Origin of the sequence: Streptomyces sp. NPDC005374 (assembly GCF_042872225.1) — a bacterium.
GTDB lineage: Bacteria > Actinomycetota > Actinomycetes > Streptomycetales > Streptomycetaceae > Streptomyces.
In genome coordinates this window covers 118794-137991 of sequence record NZ_JBIAKA010000002.1, presented here as the reverse complement: position 1 = coordinate 137991, position 19198 = coordinate 118794, and the positions used below count along the sequence as shown (strand labels likewise).

The window sequence follows — 19198 nt, the reverse complement described above, 5'->3', positions numbered from 1 at the left end:
CCGCACGACGGACAGTATGGCGCCGCAGCCCGTCGCGGGGCCTGAACGACCCGTGGTATCCGGCCAGTTCACCCCGGCCGCATCGGAGGAGCGGCCGGGCCGCCGTCGTCCGCCGTCCTGACGCCCGCGCTACACCCCGAGCTGCCGGGCGGCGGCCTCCACCGTCTGCTCCAGCAGCGTGGCGATGGTCATCGGGCCGACGCCGCCCGGCACCGGCGTGATCAGCGAGGCCCGCTCCACCGCCGAGTCGAAGTCGACGTCTCCGACGTTCCCCGCGTTGTACCCGGCGTCGATCACGACCGCGCCCGGCTTGATGTCCTGGCCCCGGATCAGCCGTGGCCGCCCTACCGCCGCGACCACGATGTCCGCCTCCCGAACCGCCGCCGACAGGTCCGCCGTACGGGAGTGGCAGTAGGTCACCGTGGCGTCGCGGGCGAGCAGCAGCATGCCGGCCGGTTTGCCGAGGATCGCGCTGCGGCCCACGACAACGGCCAGTGTGCCGGCCGGGTCGACGTCGTACGCGTCGAGCAGCCGCATGATCCCGCCCGGCGTGCAGGACACGAACCCCGGCAGGCCGAAGCTCATCGTCGCGAAGGAGGTGAAGGTGACGCCGTCGACGTCCTTCTCCGGCGCGATCGCCTCGAACGCCGCCCGCTCGTCGATGTGCGCGCCCACCGGGTGCTGGAGCAGGATGCCGTGGACGGTGGGGTCGTCCGACAGGGCGCGCAGGGTGTCGACGAGTTCCTCGGTGGTGGTGGCCGCGGACAGCTCCACGTGCCGGGACTCGATGCCGGCCCAGCGGCAGCGGTTGCGCTTCATGCGCACGTAGATGACGGACGCGGGGTCCTCGCCGACCAGTACCGTGGCGAGGCAGGGGGCCTGCCCGGTGCGTGCGGTGAGGTCGGCCGCGCGTTCGGCGGTGACCTCGCCGATGCGCCGGGCGAGCGCGGTGCCGTCCATGAGTCCTGCCTGGGACATGATCCACTCCTGAGCCGATCGAAGGAATCGCCCAGGCGCACGGCATCGGGACAGCGGACCGCTCCCCGGTGGTACTCCACCTCAGCGCCAGTCACGGTCCGGACATCACACTAACCGACGTCCCACGCCGGTCAGGAGTCGCTGCCCGTCCGGACGCGCGAGAACGACGGCCGGCGGCAGGCGCGGGTCCGACCCGCCGTCGTTCCCGCCGAGAAGGTCCACATCAGCCGGATCACGATCTGGACCCTCGACACCTTTCCCGCTACTCGTCCCACGCCTGTATCAAGGTCTGCTCGGCGATCATGCCGCCCCGCAGGGTCAGCATCGACTCGGACAGGACGCGTACCCCGTCGGAGTACTGGCACGACTCGCTGAAGGCGACGTGGTCGCCGTCGACGACGCACTGTTCGAGCTTGTGCGTCATGTCGCGGCTGTACACGTCGTCGAGCATCGCGCTGATCTCGTCCCTGCCGTGCAGCACCATCGGGTGGCTGGGCTGGCTGTTGCGGTCCACGACGCGTATCTCGGCGTCGTCCGCGTAGAGCGACAGAAGAGTCGCCGCAGTGTGTCCTTCGATGCCCCGGCGCAGTGCGTCGATGTCGAAGCCGGAGCGTGCCGCAGTGCCCATGGTGACCTCCTTCGAGGGCCGCGGCCCGACGAGGAGCGGGCCGCGTCGGGCCTCTTTCCTACGAGACTCCTCCGCCCCGGCGGTCACGGCAAGCGCAGTCCGGGCGCTCCGCCTGACGAGTGAGCGTAGCCGGAGGGCCGTGTCCGCCAGGGGCCCGGGGACGTTGCTGACAACATGATCTCAACTCGACGTATCGTCGCCGCCGTCGGTCTCGCCGTCGGTGTCACCGGACTCGCCGCCCCCCTCGCGAACGCGGCCGACGCGGCCGCCCCGGAAGCGAGCCCGCTCAGCCCGATCGCCATGCTCGACTCGCTCGCGGTCAGCGACATCCCCGCGGAGCACAAGGCCGAGATGCCGAGGGTCTCCGCGCAGCTGAACAAGGCCAACGACCTGTACAAGCTCAACGAGCTGCACCAGGTCACTGACCTCGCCGCCCCCGTCACCGGGCTGCTGCCCGCGGTCGAGGCCTGACCGCTGCCGTACGCACACCGAGGGCCGCCCGGATCGCCGGGCGGCCCTCGACGCGTCTTCGCCCAGACGTCCGCCTCACGCGTCCAGGAAGTGGAATCCCGGCCGGGGATGCATCAGGAAGTCATGGTGCGAGATGTTCCACGCGTAGGCCCCGGCCATCGAGAACACCACCCGGTCACCCGCCCGCAGCCCGGCCGCCGGCACCCGGCGGGCCAGCGCGTCCTTGGGAGTGCACAGCTGTCCGGCCAGGGTGACCCGCTCGCCGCCGGCCACGGGACGCGCCCAGGGATGCGGCCATGCGTCCACGGGCAGCACCGAGCAGGGCTGGTCGTGGCCCTTCGTCGCCGGGGTCCGCAGATGGTGGGTGCCGCCCCGGACCACGGCGAACTCCTCGCCGTGACTGTGCTTCACGTCCAGCACCTCGGTCGCGTACCAGCCGCAGTACGCCGTCAGCGCCCGCCCCGGCTCGATGCGCAGCGTGAGCCCGGGGTGCGCCTCCGCCAGCCGGGCGAGCCCCTCGCCGTACGCCGTCCAGTCGAACCGGCGTCGCGGGTCGCCGTAGTCGACACTCATGCCGCCGCCGACGTCGACCTCGGCGAGCGGCACACCCAGGCCGGTGGCCCAGGACACGACGGATCCGGCGACACGCAGCGCTTCCGTGGCCTCCAGGCCGCTGGCCAGGTGAGCGTGCACGCCCAGCAGCCGGAGGTGCGGATACGTGCCGTCGGTGAGGGCCACCACGGCATCGCGCGCCCGGTCGGGATCCATGCCGAAGGGTGTCGGACGACCGCCCATCGCCAGCGAACTCCCCGCCAACGACCCTTCGGGCACAGGGAGGTTGACGCGCGGCAGCACCGCCACCCGCCGTCCCGGTGCGACGCGTCGCGCCAGCTCGGCCAGCATGCGCAGCTCGTACCCGCTCTCGACGTGGAAGCGCTCGACTCCCCGTTCCAGCGCGGCCCTCACCTCGTCCGGCGTCTTGCCCGGGCCGCCGAACGCGAGGGGCCGGCCCGGCACCGCCCCCGCGACATGGGCGAGTTCACCCCCTGAGGCGACCTCGTAGCCGTCGACGTAGGGCCCGAGCGCGTGGAGGATCTCCGGCTCCGGGTTGGCCTTGGCGGCGTAGTACACCTCGACCCGCTCGGGCAACGCCTCCCGCACGGTGGCCGCATGGGCCCGCAGGCCCGCCAAGTCATAGACGTAGGCGGGAAGTTCGGCACTGTCGAGGGAGCGTACGTGGTCGGTGAGGGCGGTCATCGGTCGCTTCCGGTCGCGTCGTTCAGGATGTCCTCGGCCAGTGGCGACGGCAGCCGCACATAGCCCGCCTCCCGGTCGGATCTGCGCTCCCAGCGGGTGAGCAGATTGGCCTTGGCGGGCAGCGGGACCCCGGCGAGCAGGGCGGCCAGCGGGGGCGGGCAGCCGTGCCGGTCGGCGTAGGCCCGCAGGGTGTCCCGCACGCGGGCCCACAGCGCGGCCTCCGTGTGCGGGTGCAGGTCGGCGAGGGCGGCGAGCAGCTCGGCGACGTGGTTGACCAGCAGGCAGTACACCACCCGGTCCCAGCCGCGCCGGGCGTCGTACGTCATCGGGCCCGCGACCTCGGGCGGCAGGGCGGCGAGGGCGTCCTCGTGGTGTTCGGGGAGCAGCTTGGTGCCCTCCAGGTCGCGGAAGAGGACCTGCGCGGGCATGCCGTCGGCGTCCACGCAGACCAGGACGTTCTGGAGATGGGGTTCCAGGACGAGTCCGTGGTCGAAGTAGGCGGCCAGGACGGGCGGCAGGAGCAGGTCGAGGTAGGCCGACCACCAGACGACCGGGTCCGTGTGCTTCAGGAGGTGGGAGATGTGGGCGGTCCCGGTCGGGTACTCGTCGGCGACGGCGGCGGCCAGCAGGGCGGTGGTGGCCGGGGCGAGCCGCCGGGGCAGACCCTCGCGGACGATGACACCGAAGCCCTCGAACAGCGCGCGGTCCGGGATGCCGTCCGGTCCCGGCAGGGCCAGGGTGCGGTAGGCGGGCTCGCGCAGGACCGCGCTGCCGGGGAAGCGTTCGGCGAGATCGGTCAGTGCGGGGGCGAGCGCTCGGGTGAGGGCGACCGCGCCGGACAGCTCATAACTGCTGTTCTTGCGCAGGCAGTTGGTGATCCGCACGTTCAGGCTGAACTTCAGGAAGGTCTCGCCGTCGTACAGGGTGCGCACCGACGCGGTGGCCGCGAAGGGCCGCCCGCCCGGGCCGAGGTCGATCACGTCCCCGCGGTCGAGCGCCGCGCGCAGCGCCGGGTGCTCGCGGAGGGACTCGTACTGCCAGGGATGGGCCGGCAGCAGCCGGTAGCCGTCCGGGACGTCGGCGCGCTGTCCGTCCAGCGCGGCGCCGGCCCAGGGTGCGGCGGACTCCTCGGCGATCAGGTGCTCGCGGACCGCGAGGTGACGCAGCGGGAAGGCCGCACCGACCTCCGGCGCGTATGCCGCCCAGGACCGCGGTTCACCGGTCCGCGCCTTGGGGGTCGGGTGGAAGCGGTGGCCGAACAGCAGCGACTGCTCCGAGGCGAGGTAGGGGTCCTCCGCGCTGTCGCCCCTGGTGGCCAGGGCGGTGGAGATCGCCTCGTGGCTGGAGGCGACCTGCTCCAGGAACTCCTCGTTGCGCACCCCCGTGCGCAGCGACAACTCGTCGTGCGTGTACGCGGCCAACTGCCGCCAGCCGACCGACGACCAGCCGGAGTCCGACTGTTCGGTCACCGGACCGCTGAAGCGATGGGCGCCGAGGAGTGAGGTGCGGCGCAGGGCGACCCGCAACAGCACGCCACGACGGGGCAGTCGGAGCAGCAGATGCCCGTCGGCGACGACGCTCTGGTGTTCGGGTCCAGACACCTCGCGCAGAAGGCAGTTGAGGAGCGTATGGGCGACCGCCTCGTCGGGGGTGGGGAGCGCGGTGCTCCGGTGTGTGGGGGTCAGCGAGGGCATCAACGGCTCCAGCGGATGCGGTGGTTCAGCGGGGGAAGCAGGGTCGCGAGGGCGGTGAGCGTGGCGGCGGCGCTGCCCGTCAGTACGGGGGCGGCGGGGCCGAAGCGGGCACTTCCCACGGCCGCGGCCACCCCGGCGGCGACCGCGCCGGCCTTGGAGAAGAACTCCAGCGAGCCGAACAGCCCGCCCGGCGCCCGGCCCTTCACACAGTCGGCGGCCAGCACCTGGAGGCATACGAGGCCCAGCGTGAGACCCACGCCGAGCAGCAACCGTACGGCGATCAGCGCGGCCGGCGAACCGGCCGGCCCGTGTCCGGCGAGACCGAGCGCGATGCAGGCGAAGCCGAGCGCGATCCCGGTGCGCGGGCGGTCCCGGAAGGCGGCGTGCACGGCGAGCGCCGACACCAGATAGACCAGGTGGGGCAGGGCGAACAGGACGCCGGACAGCAGCGGTGACGTGCCGGGCAGCCGCTCGTCGACGAAGGCGATCAGATAGGGGAAGGACACGACGGTGGAGAACACGAACGCGAACTCCAGGGCGTACAGGGTCCTCAACGACACCGGCGGTGCCGTGTCGCCGGCAACCGGCTCGGACCTGTCCGAGGTCGCCCGAGCGGGCACTGGTTCGGGCAGGGCGGCCAGCAACAGCGCGGCGGTGAGCGGCAGTACGGCGAGCAGCGCGTACTGGCGGTGCGGGGACAGCCAGCCGGACAGCGAGCCCACCACGATCGGTGCGAGGACCAGCGCCGCCCGGGCACTTCCCTGCATCAGGGTGAGCGCCCTGGACAGGGCCGGGCCTTCCAGAGCGGCACCCAGATAGCCGTTGGACGCGGCGAACGTGCCGCCCAGGATGCCCTGGAGGACCAACGCCAGCGTGAACGTGACCAGCGAGTCGGCCCAGCCGGCCAGCAGGAAGGACAGGGTGAGCCCCAACTGGGCGCGCAGCAGCAGCCGTTTGCGGCCGTACCGGTCGGCGAGCCGCCCCCACAGCGGGGCGAACAGCGCGCCGAACACCGTCGGGACGACATACAGGACACCTGCCCAGCGGGCGTGCCGGTCGCCCAGCTCCGGCAGGATCTCCGTGAGATACGGCGGCAGCCCGAGCGCCGCGAAGGACGCGACGAAGTAGCAGCCGGCGACCGCGGGCACCTGGCTGCGGCCCAACACCGGGCGCGGGACGCGCAGGGCGGCGCCGCTCATGCCGTACCTCCTTCGCGCAGCAGGTAGTTGGGGCCCGACGTGTAGTGCTTGTTGACGTCGGCGGCGCCCGAACGCTCCTTGGACAGCAGCGTCCCGGCCGAGACCATCGCCTTCACCGGAAGCCGCGGTGCCTCCAGCACACGGGCCCGCAGGACGTCGCCCGCGTCCCCGCCGAGCCGGTCCACGGCTTCGGTCAGCCGCTCACGTATGAGGTCGAGCAGCTTCGGGCGGTGCTCGGGGAGTCCGAACGCGTAGGCCCCGGCGCACAGATGGACCGTGATGGTGGTGAACAGGTCGGCGACCGGGCCGTCCTGTGCGGTGAAGGTGCGGGCGTCGTCGAAGCCCCAGGGGCCGGGCAGTACGTCCTGGAGGCGCGCGGTGTTGACGCGGGGGCCGTCGTTGTCCTTGAACAGCAGCCGGAGGCTTCTGGGCCGCAGTACCAGCGAGATGTTCTGCTGATGCGACTCCAGCGCGACGCCGAGCCCGAACAGGGTGGTCTGCCAGTCGAAGAGCAGCGTCAGGAAGGCGTCCAGGAGGGCGAGCGGATCGCCGCCGAAGTAGCGGTCGGCCAGGTGGTCGACGACCAGCCGTCCGTCGGGGGCCGGAGCGAGGAGCGCCGCCAGCGGTACGATCGCCGCCCCGTCGAGACCGGACGGGTAGCGACGGCACAGGACGGCGAGCAGATCGTGGCCCGCGTGGGCGTACGTGCTCTCGTCGGCGTGCAGGACCATGGCCCGGAACCGGTGCTCACGAGCAGCGGCCGTCTCCAGCAGGCGCTGTCCCGCCGCACCGTCGACCAGCGTGCCGGGCTTGATGGAGCGTTTGTTGCGCAGACCCAACGTGGCTGTGGACAGCGGGAGTTTCAGGTGCACGGCCGGATCCGAGGCGACCGCGACGGTACGCATGGACAGCGTCGGCACGACGTCCAGGTACGCCCGTTCGGCGAGCAGCGCGCGGTCCGCCAGGCCGGTGGCGCGCAGCGCCTCTTCGAGTGGGGCGCCGACGGTCAACGGGTGGACCGGCAGGGTCACATGGGTGTCCTGCGCCTCGGGCAGACCGAGTTCGGCGGGGGTCGGCCACCACTTGGGGAGCGGGCCCGTCAGGGCGACGGCCTCGCGTGGCAGGGCGAGCCAGCGCAGGGCGAAGCGGGGGTGGAACTCGGGGGCGTAGGAGCGCAGTTGTTCCTGTGTGAGTCCGGAGCGGCCGCGCGCGGTCGGATAGACGGGGTGGTCGATCCGGGCGGCGAGGGTGTCGTACGCCAGGCCGGCGGCGAGGCCCGTCCAGCGGGCCGGGTCGGCGCCGTACCGTGCGGTCAGCCGCCGGGCCGTCTCCGCCCGGGTCCCGGCGTGCAGCCGCATCGTCTCCAGTGTCTGACGGCACTCCTCGGCGAACGCTTCGAAACCGCCCCGGTCCTCGGGCTCGGCAAGCGCACTCAGCGCGTCGAGCACGCTCTCGCAGGTCCGCAGTTCCGTGCCTTCCGGCTCGCGCAGCAGGAGCGGCAGCCGGGCGGCGTACTCGCACTGGAAACCGTCCTCCGCGACGGGCAGCAGCAGCGCGTCGCCCTCGGGGCCCGCCAGCCGCAGCCACGCGCCGTCCTCGCGGTGCATGAGGGTGCCGCGGGTGCGCAGTCCGACCACGTCCTCGCGCAGGAGGGCGCTCAGCACACGGGTGAGGAGCTCGGCCTCGCAGACGTCCGGCCTGGCCGCATGGGATTCCGTGACCCCGCGGGCGGGCGGTCCGGCCGTACCGGTGTCCGTTCTCGTGGGCGCGGTCACGGCCGGATCTCCCAGCGCTGTGCGGCCAGGAAGTCCGCCGTGACCCGGTCCACCGTGGGCTGGTCGGTGCCGGTGGCCCGCAGGACTCCCAGGTAGTCGCGGTTGGTGCGGTACAGGGGGTGCCGCTCGCCGGGCTGCCGGAGCGGACGGTACGTCAGATGCACGCCCTCGACGGTGAGTTCCGTGGCCGCGGGAGCTTCGGTGAGGGTTCCGGCACGGTCGGCGCACGGGTACTCGAGCCGGGCGGCACCGTCACGGCGGACATCCAGATCGGCCGGGAGCGGCTCGCCCAGGTGGGTGCGGAGGATGTGCTCGAACAGCGGGACGTCCAGCAGCCGGGCCAGCAGCAGGTCGCACTGGTCGCCGATGGCGCGGTAGTTGACCTCGATGATCCGCGCCCGCCCCGCGTGCACCACGAACTCGGTGTGACAGGCGCCGAACCCCACACCCAGGGCGTCGAGTTGGGCGAGCACCTGTGCCTGGACCGACTCGGGGTGGGCGGGAACGAAGGTGAGGCGTTCCTCGATGAAGTACGGCGGTGGCGACAGCTCGGTGTGGAAGCCGCCCAGGACGTGGCGGATCCGGCCGTCGCCGAGGGTCTCCAGGGTGTGGAGCTCGCCGGGGAGGTACTCCTCGACGACCAGCACGGTCCCGGGGCGCCGGTCGAGGATCTCCTTGGCGCGGATGACGAGGTCCTCGGGACCGTCGACGAGGACGACGTCCTCGCTGGCCACGCCCTCGCGGGGCTTGAGGACGCACGGGTAGGGGACGTCGGGCGCCACGGGCTCCGTGATCTCGACGGACCGGACGACGTCCACGTCCGAGGCGGCGAGATGTCTGCGCATCTCGGCCTTGTCCTTGGTGCGCAGGGTGGCCCGCCAGTCCTTGCCGGGCAGCCCGAAGTAGGCGGCGGCGAGGGCGGCCTGGGTCTGGAGGTGGTCGCTGTTGGTGAAGACGGCGTCGGCACGGTGGTGGGTGGAGATCCGGCTGATCACGGCCCGGAAGTCCCGGACGTCGCACTCCAGGATCTCGGTCCCCGGGTATACGAGGCGGTGGGCCTCGGGCCGGTCGGTCAGGACGGTGACGTCCAGGCCCAGTCGGGCGGCCGCGGGCAGGAAGCCCTCGGTGACGGAGTCGGTCGGGTTCAGGGCGAGCAGGTACAGACGCATGGCCGATGGGCAACTTCCGCTAGTGGGTGGGGGGTCGGGGGGGGGGGGGGGGGGGGGGGGGGGGCCCCCCCCCCCCGGGGGGGGGGGCGCGCCCGGGGGGGGGCCCCCGCGGGGGCGGGGCCCCCCCGGCGGCCAAAAGAGGGGGGGCGGGGGCCCGCGGTAACCGCGGCGGGGGGGGGGGGGGCCCCCCCCGGGGGGGGGGGGGGGGGGGGGGGGGCCGCGTTCGTGGTCGCGGCCCCGCCCCGGTCGGCGGGAGCTACTTCTTCGGGAGCTGCACGCCGGTGGCCCTGGCCACGTCGGCGAGCATCTGCTCGGCGGCCTGGACGCCGATGCCGGACATCCAGGTCTCGTCCGGGACCTCGAAGACCTTGCCGTCCCTGACGGCGGACAGGGACTTCCACACCGGGTTGGAGGTGACCTGCTTCTGCTGGGTCTTGTCCGGGGTGTCGGCGGTGGTGACGAAGATCAGGTCGGCGTCCGCCTGGTCGATCTGCTCCGGGCTGACGTCCTTCATCGTGACCTCGGGGTCGTCGGAGACCTGGGACTTGGGCCGCTCGAGGCCGATGTCGTCCAGGACGACACCGCTGTAGGAGTTGGACTGGTACAGCCGGGTCGGACCGGCGATGAAACGGACCACGGACGCGGTCGGCATGGTGCCGCCGTCCTTCTTCCTGATCGCCGCACCGAGCGCCTTGGCCTGCGTCTCGTACTCCTTGACCTTGGCCGCGGCCTCCTTCTCCAGACCGAGCGCCTCGGCGTGCACCTTCAGGTTCTGCTTCCAGACACCGCCGGTCGTCTCGGTGAAGACGGTCGGGGCGATGGCGCTGAGCTTGTCGTAGACGGCCTCGTGGCGGACCTTGGACGAAAGGATCAGGTCGGGCCTGAGCGAGGCGATCTTCTCCAGGTTGGGCTCCAGAAGCGGGCCGACGTCCGCGGTGCCGCCGAGTTCACCCTTCAGATACGTCGGGAAGCCGCCCTCGGTCTTGAAGTGCGGGGCGACCGCGCCGACCGGGTCGATGCCGAGCAGGGTGACGTCGTCCAGCTCACCGGTGTCGAGGACGACGACCCGCTTCGGCCGGGACGGGATCTTCACGTCGCCCATGACGGTCTTGAGCGTGCGGGGGAAACCGGACGACGCCGCGGCGGCCTTGGCGGGCGTCGAGTCGTCCGAGGAGTCCTCGCTGCCGCAGGCGGCCAGGGCGGCCGTACCGAGCAGGACGGCGAGCAGCACGGCCAACAGCCGGCCGATGCCGCTGATTCCGGGCAGGGGAGAGCGCTTGAGCATGGGGGGTCGGTCCTTCTTGTCGTGTGGTCGGGTTCGTCGTGGTGGTCAGGCGGACGCGGCCGGGCGGCGCGCCGCACTGCTTCTGGGGACGACCAGCGGGGTGCCGGTCTCCGGGTCGGGAATCACCCGGCACTCCACGTCGAACACGGATCTGACGAGATCCGCGTCGAGGATGTCGGCCGGGGCGCCGGCGGCGGCCAGCCGGCCGTGGTGGAGGACCACCATGTGGTCCGCGTAGCGGGCGGCCTGTCCGAGGTCGTGCAGCACCATCACGACGGTGCGGTTCGCCTCGGCGTGCAGGGCCGCCACCAGGTCCAGGACGTCGAGCTGGTGGCGCAGATCGAGGAAGGTGGTGGGCTCGTCGAGCAGGAGCAGCTCGGTGTCCTGCGCCAACGCCAGCGCGATCCAGGCGCGTTGACGCTGCCCTCCGGAGAGCCGGTCGACCGGCTGGTCGCGCAGGTCCGCGGTACCGGTCCGCTCCAGGGCCTCGTCGACGGCGTTCTGGTCGGACTTCGACCAGGGGCTCAGCAGTCGCTGGTGCGGATACCGGCCGAGGCGTACCAGCGCCTCGACGGTGATCGCCTCGGGCGTGACCGGCTGCTGCGGCAGCAGCCCCATCCTCAGGGCCAGCGCGCGGGCGGACATCCGGTGGATGTCGGCGCCGTCGAGCGTGACACTGCCGGCGGCCGGCGCGAGCAGACGGCTCAGCCCGCGCAACAGGGTCGACTTCCCACAGGCGTTGGGGCCGACGATCGCGGTGACCGCGCCGCCGGGCAGGGTCAGGTCGAGGCCGCCCACGACGAGCCGGTCGCCGTAGCGCAGGTCCAGGGACCGGGTGGACAGCTGGTTGGGAGCGGACACCTGTGACTCCTCTGCGGCGTGCATCTGCCGGTCTTCTGCGGCGGGTACCTGCGGACCTTCCGGGGCGGTCGTCCGCGGCTCCTGTACGGCGCTCACCCGCGACTCGTCCGCGGCCCTCGCCGTCGGTTCCGATCCGGTGATCCCCCTGCGCTGCGCTGCGTCCGTCATGCGTGGCTCCTCTGGACGGGCGAGCTCTGGCGGAACATCAGCACCAGCAGCCAGGGCGCGCCGAGTGTGGCGGTGACCGCGCCGACCGGCAGTCCCTCCACCGGCAGCAGGTGCTGCACCACCAGGTCGGAGGCGAGCAGCAGCACCGCACCGGTGAGGGAGGCGAGCGCCAGGGACGCGGCGGTCGGCGGCCCGGTCACGAACCGCACGATGTGTGGGACGGCGAGTGCCACGAACGTCACCGGACCGGCGAGCGCGGCGGCCAGCGACGCCAGCACGACGGCGACGAGCAGCAGTTGGAGGCGGGCGGTGGAGGTGTGGAGACCGAGGGCGCCCGCCGACTCGTCCCCCAGGTCCAGTACCGCGAGCCTGCGGTGCAGGACGAGGGCGACGGCCAGCGCGAGCACCATGGCGCCACCCGCTCCCCACACCTGCGTCCAGGTACGGCCGTACACCGAACCGGTGGTCCACTGGAGCGCGGAGCCGGCGAGTTCGGCGGGGAAACGCACGATCATCAGGTTCACGGCGGCCGCCAGACCCGCCTGGACGGCGAGCCCGGTGAGCACCAGCCGGGTCACGGCGAGTCCGGATCGCCAGGCGAACACGCCGAGGAGCAGCGCGGCGAGCAGACCGCCGCCCAGCGCGCCGAGGGGGATCAGGGTCTGCGAGGCACCGGCGGCGATCAGCGCGACCGCGCCCAGGGAGGCCCCGCCGGTGACACCCATGACGTCGGGGGACGCGAGCGGATTGCGGAAGAGCCGTTGCAGCACGCAGCCCGCCGCGCCCAGCCCGGCCCCGGCGACGACCGCGGCCACCGACCGGGGCGCCCGGAACTGCTGCACCACCAGCACGTCCCCCGCGTCTCCGAGTCCGGCCAGGGCACGCAGCGCGGTGGGCGCGGGGATGCTCATCTCGCCTGTCGTCAGGGAGAGGGTGAGCAGGGCGAACAGGGTCACGAGACCGACGCCCGCGCAGACCAGGGTCCTGTTGCTCATCGGGCCACCTTCCGGGCCAGCAGCGCCAGCAGCGGCGCGCCCAGGAACGCGGTCACGATGCCGACCTCCAGCTCCGAGGGGCGGATCACCAACCGGCCCAGCACATCCGCCGAGAGCAGCAGCAGGGGCCCCGCGATCAGACAGCCGGGCACCAGCAGCCGGTGGTCGCCGCCGAGGAGCGGTCGTACGAGATGGGGTGCGGCGAGTCCGATGAAGGCGACCGGTCCGGCCACGGCGACCGCGGAACCGGCGAGCAGGACGACCGCGATGCCGCCCGCCAGCCGGATCCGGCCCACCGGCATGCCCAGCGACTGGGCCGAATCGTCCCCCAGGGCAAGGGCGTTGAGGGCGGGGGAGAGGGCCAGGGCGATCACAAGACCCAGCACGAGGGCCGGCAGCACGGGCCACAGGACGTCGAGATCCCGGCCGGCCAGCGATCCGGCCAGCCAGAAGCGGGCCTCGTCCAGGGTGCGCTGGTTCAGCAGCATCACCGCCGACGTCCAGGACAGCAGGACGAGTTGGAGCACGGTGCCGCCGAGAGCGAGCCGTACGGGGTCGATGTCCCCGGAGCGGCGGGCCAGCGCCTGGGCGAACAGGGCGGCACCCGCCGCGCCGGCGAACGCGAACCACACGTACTGGACGGGGCTGTCGAGCTTCAGCGCGAAGATCGCGACGACCACCGCGAATCCGGCGCCCGCGTTGATGCCGAGGGTCGTGGGGGATGCGAGGGGATTGCGGGTGATTGCCTGCGCAACGGCACCGGCGACGCCGAGCGCCGCGCCGACCGCGAGGCCGATGACGGTGCGCGGCAGGCGCAGCCCGGTCACCACGAGCGCGTCCCGCCCGTGGGCGTCGCCGAACAGGGCGGCCGCCACCGTGGACAACGGCACCGAGCGCGCACCGAGCGCGAGGCTCAGCGCGGCGCAGAGCGCCAGGGCGCCGAGGCCGACGAGGAACAGGGGAATGTGCCGGAGGGCACGGAAGGGCACACCTGTGGCAGGTACGCCCCGTTGGGTCGCAGTCACGAGCCGTGAGCTTAGGTTAGCCTTGCTTTACTTTTCAACCGTCTGTGCGAAGGCTTTGACATGCGAATACCTTGATCGCCCTCTCGCATCCTAGAGGTAAGGTGAGGCTTACCTATGTGTTTCTCTGTGGATTCTCTGTGCAGGAGTGCCGATGTCCCTGGCCCTGAAGACCCAGCCGGACAACGGGGTCGCCCATGCGCTCGGCGACGTCTACCGGCGGCTGGCCGACACCTGCGAGGCGTTGACCGTGCGCGTCGAGGGACGGCCCGCACGGGTGTGCCGGCCGCCGAGCTGACCGGTGACCGGAACGTGCTCGACGCCCTGGTCGAGGCCGAAGCGTTCCGGATCCACGCTCGTCACGGTGTGCGGGTGCGACCGTCCGTCGCCGCCTCCCGCGTACTGCACGACTACGCCTGGACCGTCGGCGTACTGATGGGGGGCGCCTGGTTCCTCGACCGGAGAGTGCCTCGGATCCGCCCCGCGGACCTGCGTCTGGACCTCGCCGCGGGGACGTACGCCATCACGCCGGGCTCCGAACTCGCGTGCCTGCCCGGCGACCCGCTGGCCGTGCTTCCCGGCGTGCTGGTGCTCCCCCGGGAGGACGACCTGCGGGCCCGGTTGCGGATGGCCGTGGCCGATCACATGCGCCCGCTGCTGGCCGCGATCGGCCCGGTCGCACGCCGCCGCTCACGAGCCCTGTGGGGCATGGTCGGTGACGATCTGGTGTCCGGCATCTGGTACCTGGGCCGGATGCTGGGCCAGGAGGCCGCGGCGGTACGGGCGGCCACGGAGGTGCTGCCGATCGCCGTGCCCCCGTACCCGGCCGGAGCGGACTTCCGCCGCCTGGTGGACGAGGACGGCCGCCGGTACACCACCCGTACCCGCACGGGCTGCTGCATGTTCTACGCGATCCGCCCGGCGGAGGCCTGCGTGACGTGCCCGCGGACGGGAGATGCCGAGCGCCTGCGGAGGCTGGGAGAGTGAGCGCGCGACCTCACCCGGCGGTGGCGAGGAACTGTGTCGCCGCCAGCTCCGCGTACAGCGGATCCCCGGCGACCAACTCCTGATGCGTCCCCACCGCCCGCACCCGCCCCGCGTCCATGACGACGATCCGGTCGGCCATCGTCACCGTGGACAACCGATGGGCCACGACCAGCACCGTCGTCGTACGCGCCACATCGGCCACCGTGTCCCGCAACGCCGCCTCGTTCACCGCGTCCAGCTGGGACGTGGCCTCGTCAAGGAGCAGCAGCCGGGGCCGCCGCAGCAACGCCCGCGCGATCGCCACCCGTTGCCGCTCCCCACCCGAGAGCTTGGTCCCCCGATGGCCGACCAGCGTCTCCAACCCGCCGGGCAGCTTGGCCACCAGCCCGTCGAGACGTGTCGTCTTCAGCACCCGCGCCACCGCGTCCTCGTCCGCCTCTGGGTTCCCCAGCAGCAGGTTCTCCCGCAGCGACCCCGACAGCACGGGAGCGTCCTGCTCCACATACCCGATCGAGGAACGGAGTTGGGGCAGATCCCACTCGGCGAGGTCCCGCCCGTCCAGCGTCACCGCCCCGGACTCGGGGTCATAGAACCGCTCGATCAACGAGAACACCGTCGTCTTGCCCGCCCCCGACGGCCCGACGAACGCCGTCATGCCCCGCGCGGGCACATCGAAGGTCACCCCGTGATGGACGTACGGCAGATCGTCGGCGTACCGGAACCTGACGTCCGAGAAGGCGACGGCCGCCGGAGCCGCCCCGTCGGCGGGCAGCGGTGCGGGCAGCGCCGCCGGTTCGGCCGGCAGCCGCAGCGCCTCCTGGATCCGGGCGAGAGCCGCCGCACCCGTCTGGTACTGCGTGATCGCCCCCACGACCTGCTGGATCGGCGACATCAGATAGAAGACGTACAGCAGGAACGCCACCAGCGTGCCGACGTCGATCGCCCCGGTCGCGACCCGCGCCCCGCCCACCGCGAGCACCGTGATGAACGCGATCTGCATCGCGAGGCCCGCCGTGTTGCCCGCCGCCGCCGACCACTTGGCGGCCCGCACACTCTGCCGCCACGACTCTTCGGCCGCCGCGTGCAGCGTCCGCTCCTCACGGTGCTCGGCCCCGGACGCCTTCACCGTGCGCAGCGCCCCGAGGATCCGCTCCAGCGACGCGCCCATCACGCCGACCGCGTCCTGCGCCTGCCGGCTCGCCCGGTTGATGCGCGGCACGATCACCCCGAGGACCGTGCCCGCGGCCAGGATCACCGCCAGTGTGACGCCCAGCAGCACCGGGTCGACCAGGCCCATCATCACCACGGTCGCCACCAGCGTGAGGCCGCCGGTGCCCAGGCCCACCATCGAGTCGGTGGTGACCTCGCGCAGCAGGGTGGTGTCCGAGGTGATCCGGGCCATCAGATCACCGGGTTCGGTGCGGTCCACGGCCGTGATGCGCAGCCGCAGCAGATACGACGACAGGGCGCGCCGCGCGCCCAGCACCACCGACTCCGCGGTGCGCCGCAGCACATACGAACCCAGCGCGCCCATCGCCGCGTTGGTGATCACCAGCAGCGACATGATGAGCAGCGCGCCGGTGATCGTGCGGTCGTGGGACAGATCGTCGATCAACTCCCGTGCCACCAGCGGCAGCAGCAGACCGGTGACCCCGGTCAGGAGCGAGAGCACGGCGCCCGCCAGCAGTGTCCACCGGTGCGGCCGTACGTATCCGAGGAGCAGCCGCCAGGTGGGCTGGTCGGTCTCCGTCTCGGCTGTGCTCACGGTGCTCCCTCGTGCCTGATGGCGTGCTGAGCCTTCAGGCTACGTCGGCGCTCTCGCGAGGTGCGGTCGGCCGGCCCCCTCCGTGCTGGTCCGAGTGCCGTTACTGATCAGTCACGCGTAGGGTCGGAGACACGTACACCGGGCGACAGAAGGGGTCAGGCCATGGCGCAGGAGGTACGCGGGGTGATCGCACCCGGCAAGGACGAGCCGGTGCGGGTGGAGACGATCGTGGTGCCGGACCCGGGACCGGGAGAGGCCGTCGTGCAGGTGCAGGCCTGCGGGGTCTGTCACACCGACCTGCACTACAAACAGGGCGGGATCAACGACGACTTCCCGTTCCTGCTCGGCCACGAGGCCGCCGGTGTCGTGGAGTCCGTCGGCGCGGGGGTCACCGATGTCGCGCCCGGCGACTTCGTGATCCTCAACTGGCGTGCGGTGTGCGGGAACTGCCGGGCCTGTCTGCGCGGGCGGCCCTGGTACTGCTTCGACACCCACAACGCGAAGCAGCGGATGACCCTCGCCTCGACCGGCCAGGAGCTCTCGCCCGCCCTGGGCATCGGCGCGTTCGCCGAGAAGACACTGGTCGCCGCCGGACAGTGCACCAAGGTCGACCCGTCGGTCTCGGCAGCCGTCGCGGGGCTGCTGGGCTGCGGCGTGATGGCCGGCATCGGCGCCGCGATCAACACCGGGAACGTCGGCCGGGGCGACACCGTCGCCGTCATCGGCTGCGGTGGCGTCGGCGACGCGGCGATCGCCGGATCGAACCTCGCGGGCGCGGCGAAGATCATCGCCGTGGACATCGACGACCGCAAACTGGACAAGGCCCGCACCATGGGCGCCACGCACACCGTCAACTCGCGCGAGAACGACCCCGTCGAGGCGATCCGCGAACTGACCGGCGGCTTCGGCGCCGACGTCGTCATCGAGGCGGTGGGCCGCCCCGAGACGTACAAGCAGGCCTTCTACGCCCGCGACCTCGCCGGCACTGTCGTCCTGGTCGGCGTGCCGACTCCCGAGATGAAGCTGGAGCTTCCCCTGCTGGACGTCTTTGGCCGCGGTGGCTCGCTCAAGTCGTCCTGGTACGGCGACTGCCTGCCCTCCCGTGACTTCCCGATGCTGATCGACCTGCACCTGCAAGGCCGCCTGGACCTGGAGGCGTTCGTGACCGAGACCATCCAACTCGACGAGGTGGAGAAGGCGTTCGAGCGCATGCACGACGGAGACGTCCTGCGTTCGGTGGTGGTGCTCTGATGGCCGCCCGCATCGAACGACTCGTCACCTCGGGGCAGTTCAGCCTCGACGGCGGCACCTGGGACGTCGACAACAACGTCTGGATCGTCGGCGACGACCACGAGGTGATCGTCATCGACGCCGCCCACGACGCCGACGCCATCGCCGAGGCGGTGGGCGACCGCAGGCTCACCGCGATCGTCTGCACCCACGCCCACAACGACCACATCGACGCCGCACCCGCGCTGGCGGACCGCACCGGTGCCACGATCTGGCTGCACCCGGACGACCTGCCGCTGTGGAAGCAGACCCACCCCGACCGCGACCCCGACGCCCACCTCCGTGACGGTCAGGTCATCGAGGCCGCGGGCGCCGACCTCAGGGTGCTGCACACCCCCGGCCACGCACCCGGTGCCGTCTGCCTCTACGACCCGGGCCTCGCCACCGTCTTCACCGGCGACACCCTCTTCCAGGGCGGCCCCGGCGCCACCGGCCGCTCCTATTCCCACTTCCCGACGATCATCGACTCGATCCGCGACCGCCTGCTTGCCCTGCCGCCCGAGACGAAGGTGCTCACCGGTCACGGCGACCCCACGACCATCGGCGCGGAGGCCCCGAACCTGCAGGAGTGGATCGCCCGCGGCCACTGACGCGGCAGGTGAGTGACGCCGTAGAAAACACGACAGAGGTTGTCCGGCTTCCCCGTCATGCTCGACCCGAGAAAGCGAAAAGCGAGTAGCGACATCGGGCACAACGGGAGGTCGGACATGTCACAGCCGCTGCAGGGCAAGGTCGCGCTGGTCGCCGGGGCGACACGGGGAGCCGGGCGCGGGATCGCCGTGGAGCTGGGGGCGGCGGGCGCCACCGTGTACGTCACCGGACGGAGCACCCGGGCCCGCCGCTCCGAGTACGACCGCCCCGAGACCATCGAGGACACCGCCGACCTCGTCACCGCGGCCGGCGGCCGGGGCATCGCGGTTCCCACCGACCATCTGGACCCGGCACAGGTCCGCGCGCTCGTCGACCGCGTCTCCGACGAGCAGGGCCGCCTCGACGTCCTCGTCAACGACATCTGGGGCGGCGAGCACCTCTTCGAGTGGGACAGCCCGGTGTGGGAGCACGACCTCGACAAAGGACTCAGGCTGCTCAGGCTCGCGGTCGAGACCCACGCGATCACCAGCCACCACGCCCTGCCCCTGCTGCTGCGCCGCCCCGGCGGCCTGGTCGTCGAGATGACCGACGGAACCGACGCCTACAACCGCGAGAACTACCGCAACTCCTTCTTCTACGACCTCGCCAAGACATCCGTCCTGCGCATGGCCTTCTCCCTCGGCCACGAACTCGGCCCGCGCGGCGCCACCGCCGTCGCGCTCACCCCCGGCTGGCTGCGCTCGGAGATGATGCTCGACACCTTCGGGGTACGCGAGGACAACTGGCGCGACGCCCTCGACAAGGTGCCCCACTTCGCCATCTCGGAGACCCCGCGCTATGTGGGCCGCGCCGTGACAGCACTGGCCGCCGACCCGGACGTGGCCCGCTGGAACGGACAGTCCCTCGACAGCGGTTCGCTCGCCCGGACGTACGGCTTCACCGACCTCGACGGCAGCCGCCCCGACGCCTGGCGCTATCTGGTGGAGGTCCAGGACACGGGCAAGCCGGCGGACGTGTCGGGCTACCGCTGATCCGGCACGTCCTGGAGAGCCGGTGACAGCGG

General features: G+C 72.2%; 18 protein-coding genes and 1 riboswitch. Of the genes, 6 read left to right on the top strand and 12 right to left on the bottom strand.

From position 1 onward, the window contains the following. Positions 1 to 129: 129 nt before the first annotated feature. The gene (locus ACFYRX_RS06105) at positions 130 to 978 is read right to left on the bottom strand and encodes a bifunctional 5,10-methylenetetrahydrofolate dehydrogenase/5,10-methenyltetrahydrofolate cyclohydrolase (RefSeq protein ID WP_389097107.1); all 849 of its coding nucleotides are present in this window, start codon (positions 976 to 978) and stop codon (positions 130 to 132) included. A gap of 22 nt (positions 979 to 1000) precedes the next feature. Next, a riboswitch (ZMP/ZTP riboswitch) is annotated at positions 1001 to 1083 on the bottom strand. Positions 1084 to 1240: 157 nt separating this feature from the next. Continuing rightward, positions 1241 to 1606: a nuclear transport factor 2 family protein gene (locus ACFYRX_RS06100; protein WP_389097106.1), complete on the bottom strand. Its 366-nt coding sequence runs from the start codon at positions 1604 to 1606 to the stop codon at positions 1241 to 1243. 174 nt (positions 1607 to 1780) lie between these two features. On the opposite strand from ACFYRX_RS06100, the gene ACFYRX_RS06095 reads away from it, so the two are divergent. Then, on the top strand, positions 1781 to 2077 hold the full coding sequence (locus ACFYRX_RS06095) for a hypothetical protein (protein ID WP_389097105.1): 297 nt from the start codon (positions 1781 to 1783) through the stop codon (positions 2075 to 2077). 75 nt (positions 2078 to 2152) lie between these two features. Here the strand turns inward: ACFYRX_RS06095 and ACFYRX_RS06090 are convergent, their stop codons facing one another. The 9 genes from ACFYRX_RS06090 to ACFYRX_RS06050 all read right to left on the bottom strand — a co-directional run bounded on the left by ACFYRX_RS06090 (position 2153) and on the right by ACFYRX_RS06050 (position 13469). Further along, a complete protein-coding gene (locus ACFYRX_RS06090; protein ID WP_389097104.1) occupies positions 2153 to 3334 on the bottom strand; it encodes a type III PLP-dependent enzyme in 1182 nt (393 codons plus the stop codon). Next, positions 3331 to 5028: an IucA/IucC family protein gene (locus ACFYRX_RS06085; RefSeq protein ID WP_389097103.1), complete on the bottom strand. Its 1698-nt coding sequence runs from the start codon at positions 5026 to 5028 to the stop codon at positions 3331 to 3333. The genes ACFYRX_RS06090 and ACFYRX_RS06085 overlap by 4 nt, the downstream gene beginning before the upstream one ends. After that, on the bottom strand, positions 5028 to 6227 hold the full coding sequence (locus ACFYRX_RS06080; RefSeq protein ID WP_389097102.1) for an MFS transporter: 1200 nt from the start codon (positions 6225 to 6227) through the stop codon (positions 5028 to 5030). The genes ACFYRX_RS06085 and ACFYRX_RS06080 overlap by 1 nt, the downstream gene beginning before the upstream one ends. Next, complete coding sequence (locus ACFYRX_RS06075) at positions 6224 to 8002, bottom strand: IucA/IucC family protein (protein WP_389097101.1); 1779 nt, start codon at positions 8000 to 8002, stop codon at positions 6224 to 6226. Before ACFYRX_RS06075 ends, ACFYRX_RS06080 begins: the two co-directional genes overlap by 4 nt. Then, the gene (locus ACFYRX_RS06070) at positions 7999 to 9171 is read right to left on the bottom strand and encodes an acetyl-CoA carboxylase biotin carboxylase subunit family protein (protein ID WP_389097100.1); all 1173 of its coding nucleotides are present in this window, start codon (positions 9169 to 9171) and stop codon (positions 7999 to 8001) included. Before ACFYRX_RS06070 ends, ACFYRX_RS06075 begins: the two co-directional genes overlap by 4 nt. A gap of 256 nt (positions 9172 to 9427) precedes the next feature. Beyond that, positions 9428 to 10456 (bottom strand): ABC transporter substrate-binding protein, encoded by a 1029-nt coding sequence (locus tag ACFYRX_RS06065; RefSeq protein WP_389097099.1) that lies wholly within the window; start codon positions 10454 to 10456, stop codon positions 9428 to 9430. 45 nt (positions 10457 to 10501) lie between these two features. After that, positions 10502 to 11341, bottom strand: a complete 840-nt coding sequence (locus tag ACFYRX_RS06060; RefSeq protein WP_389097575.1) for an ABC transporter ATP-binding protein — start codon at positions 11339 to 11341, stop codon at positions 10502 to 10504. 140 nt (positions 11342 to 11481) lie between these two features. Further along, on the bottom strand, positions 11482 to 12480 hold the full coding sequence (locus ACFYRX_RS06055) for a FecCD family ABC transporter permease (protein WP_389097098.1): 999 nt from the start codon (positions 12478 to 12480) through the stop codon (positions 11482 to 11484). Further along, positions 12477 to 13469: a FecCD family ABC transporter permease gene (locus tag ACFYRX_RS06050; protein ID WP_389097574.1), complete on the bottom strand. Its 993-nt coding sequence runs from the start codon at positions 13467 to 13469 to the stop codon at positions 12477 to 12479. Before ACFYRX_RS06050 ends, ACFYRX_RS06055 begins: the two co-directional genes overlap by 4 nt. Before the next feature lie 187 nt (positions 13470 to 13656). On the opposite strand from ACFYRX_RS06050, the gene ACFYRX_RS06045 reads away from it, so the two are divergent. Together ACFYRX_RS06045 and ACFYRX_RS06040 are read left to right on the top strand one after the other, a co-directional pair. After that, on the top strand, positions 13657 to 13800 hold the full coding sequence (locus tag ACFYRX_RS06045) for a hypothetical protein (protein ID WP_389097097.1): 144 nt from the start codon (positions 13657 to 13659) through the stop codon (positions 13798 to 13800). Next, positions 13782 to 14489, top strand: coding sequence for a (2Fe-2S)-binding protein (locus ACFYRX_RS06040; protein ID WP_389097096.1), 708 nt, complete (start codon positions 13782 to 13784; stop codon positions 14487 to 14489). The genes ACFYRX_RS06045 and ACFYRX_RS06040 overlap by 19 nt, the downstream gene beginning before the upstream one ends. A gap of 10 nt (positions 14490 to 14499) precedes the next feature. On the opposite strand, the gene ACFYRX_RS06035 is transcribed toward ACFYRX_RS06040, so the two are convergent. Next, positions 14500 to 16254 (bottom strand): ABC transporter ATP-binding protein, encoded by a 1755-nt coding sequence (locus ACFYRX_RS06035; RefSeq protein ID WP_389097095.1) that lies wholly within the window; start codon positions 16252 to 16254, stop codon positions 14500 to 14502. A gap of 162 nt (positions 16255 to 16416) precedes the next feature. On the opposite strand from ACFYRX_RS06035, the gene ACFYRX_RS06030 reads away from it, so the two are divergent. The 3 genes from ACFYRX_RS06030 to ACFYRX_RS06020 all read left to right on the top strand — a co-directional run bounded on the left by ACFYRX_RS06030 (position 16417) and on the right by ACFYRX_RS06020 (position 19166). Further along, positions 16417 to 17505 carry an S-(hydroxymethyl)mycothiol dehydrogenase gene (locus tag ACFYRX_RS06030; protein WP_389097094.1) on the top strand — a complete coding sequence of 363 codons (1089 nt, stop codon included), beginning with the start codon at positions 16417 to 16419 and terminating at the stop codon, positions 17503 to 17505. Next, positions 17505 to 18134: an MBL fold metallo-hydrolase gene (locus ACFYRX_RS06025; RefSeq protein WP_389097093.1), complete on the top strand. Its 630-nt coding sequence runs from the start codon at positions 17505 to 17507 to the stop codon at positions 18132 to 18134. Before ACFYRX_RS06030 ends, ACFYRX_RS06025 begins: the two co-directional genes overlap by 1 nt. 117 nt (positions 18135 to 18251) lie before the next feature. Continuing rightward, the gene (locus ACFYRX_RS06020; RefSeq protein ID WP_389097092.1) at positions 18252 to 19166 is read left to right on the top strand and encodes an SDR family oxidoreductase; all 915 of its coding nucleotides are present in this window, start codon (positions 18252 to 18254) and stop codon (positions 19164 to 19166) included. The last annotated feature ends 32 nt before the right edge of the window (positions 19167 to 19198 follow it).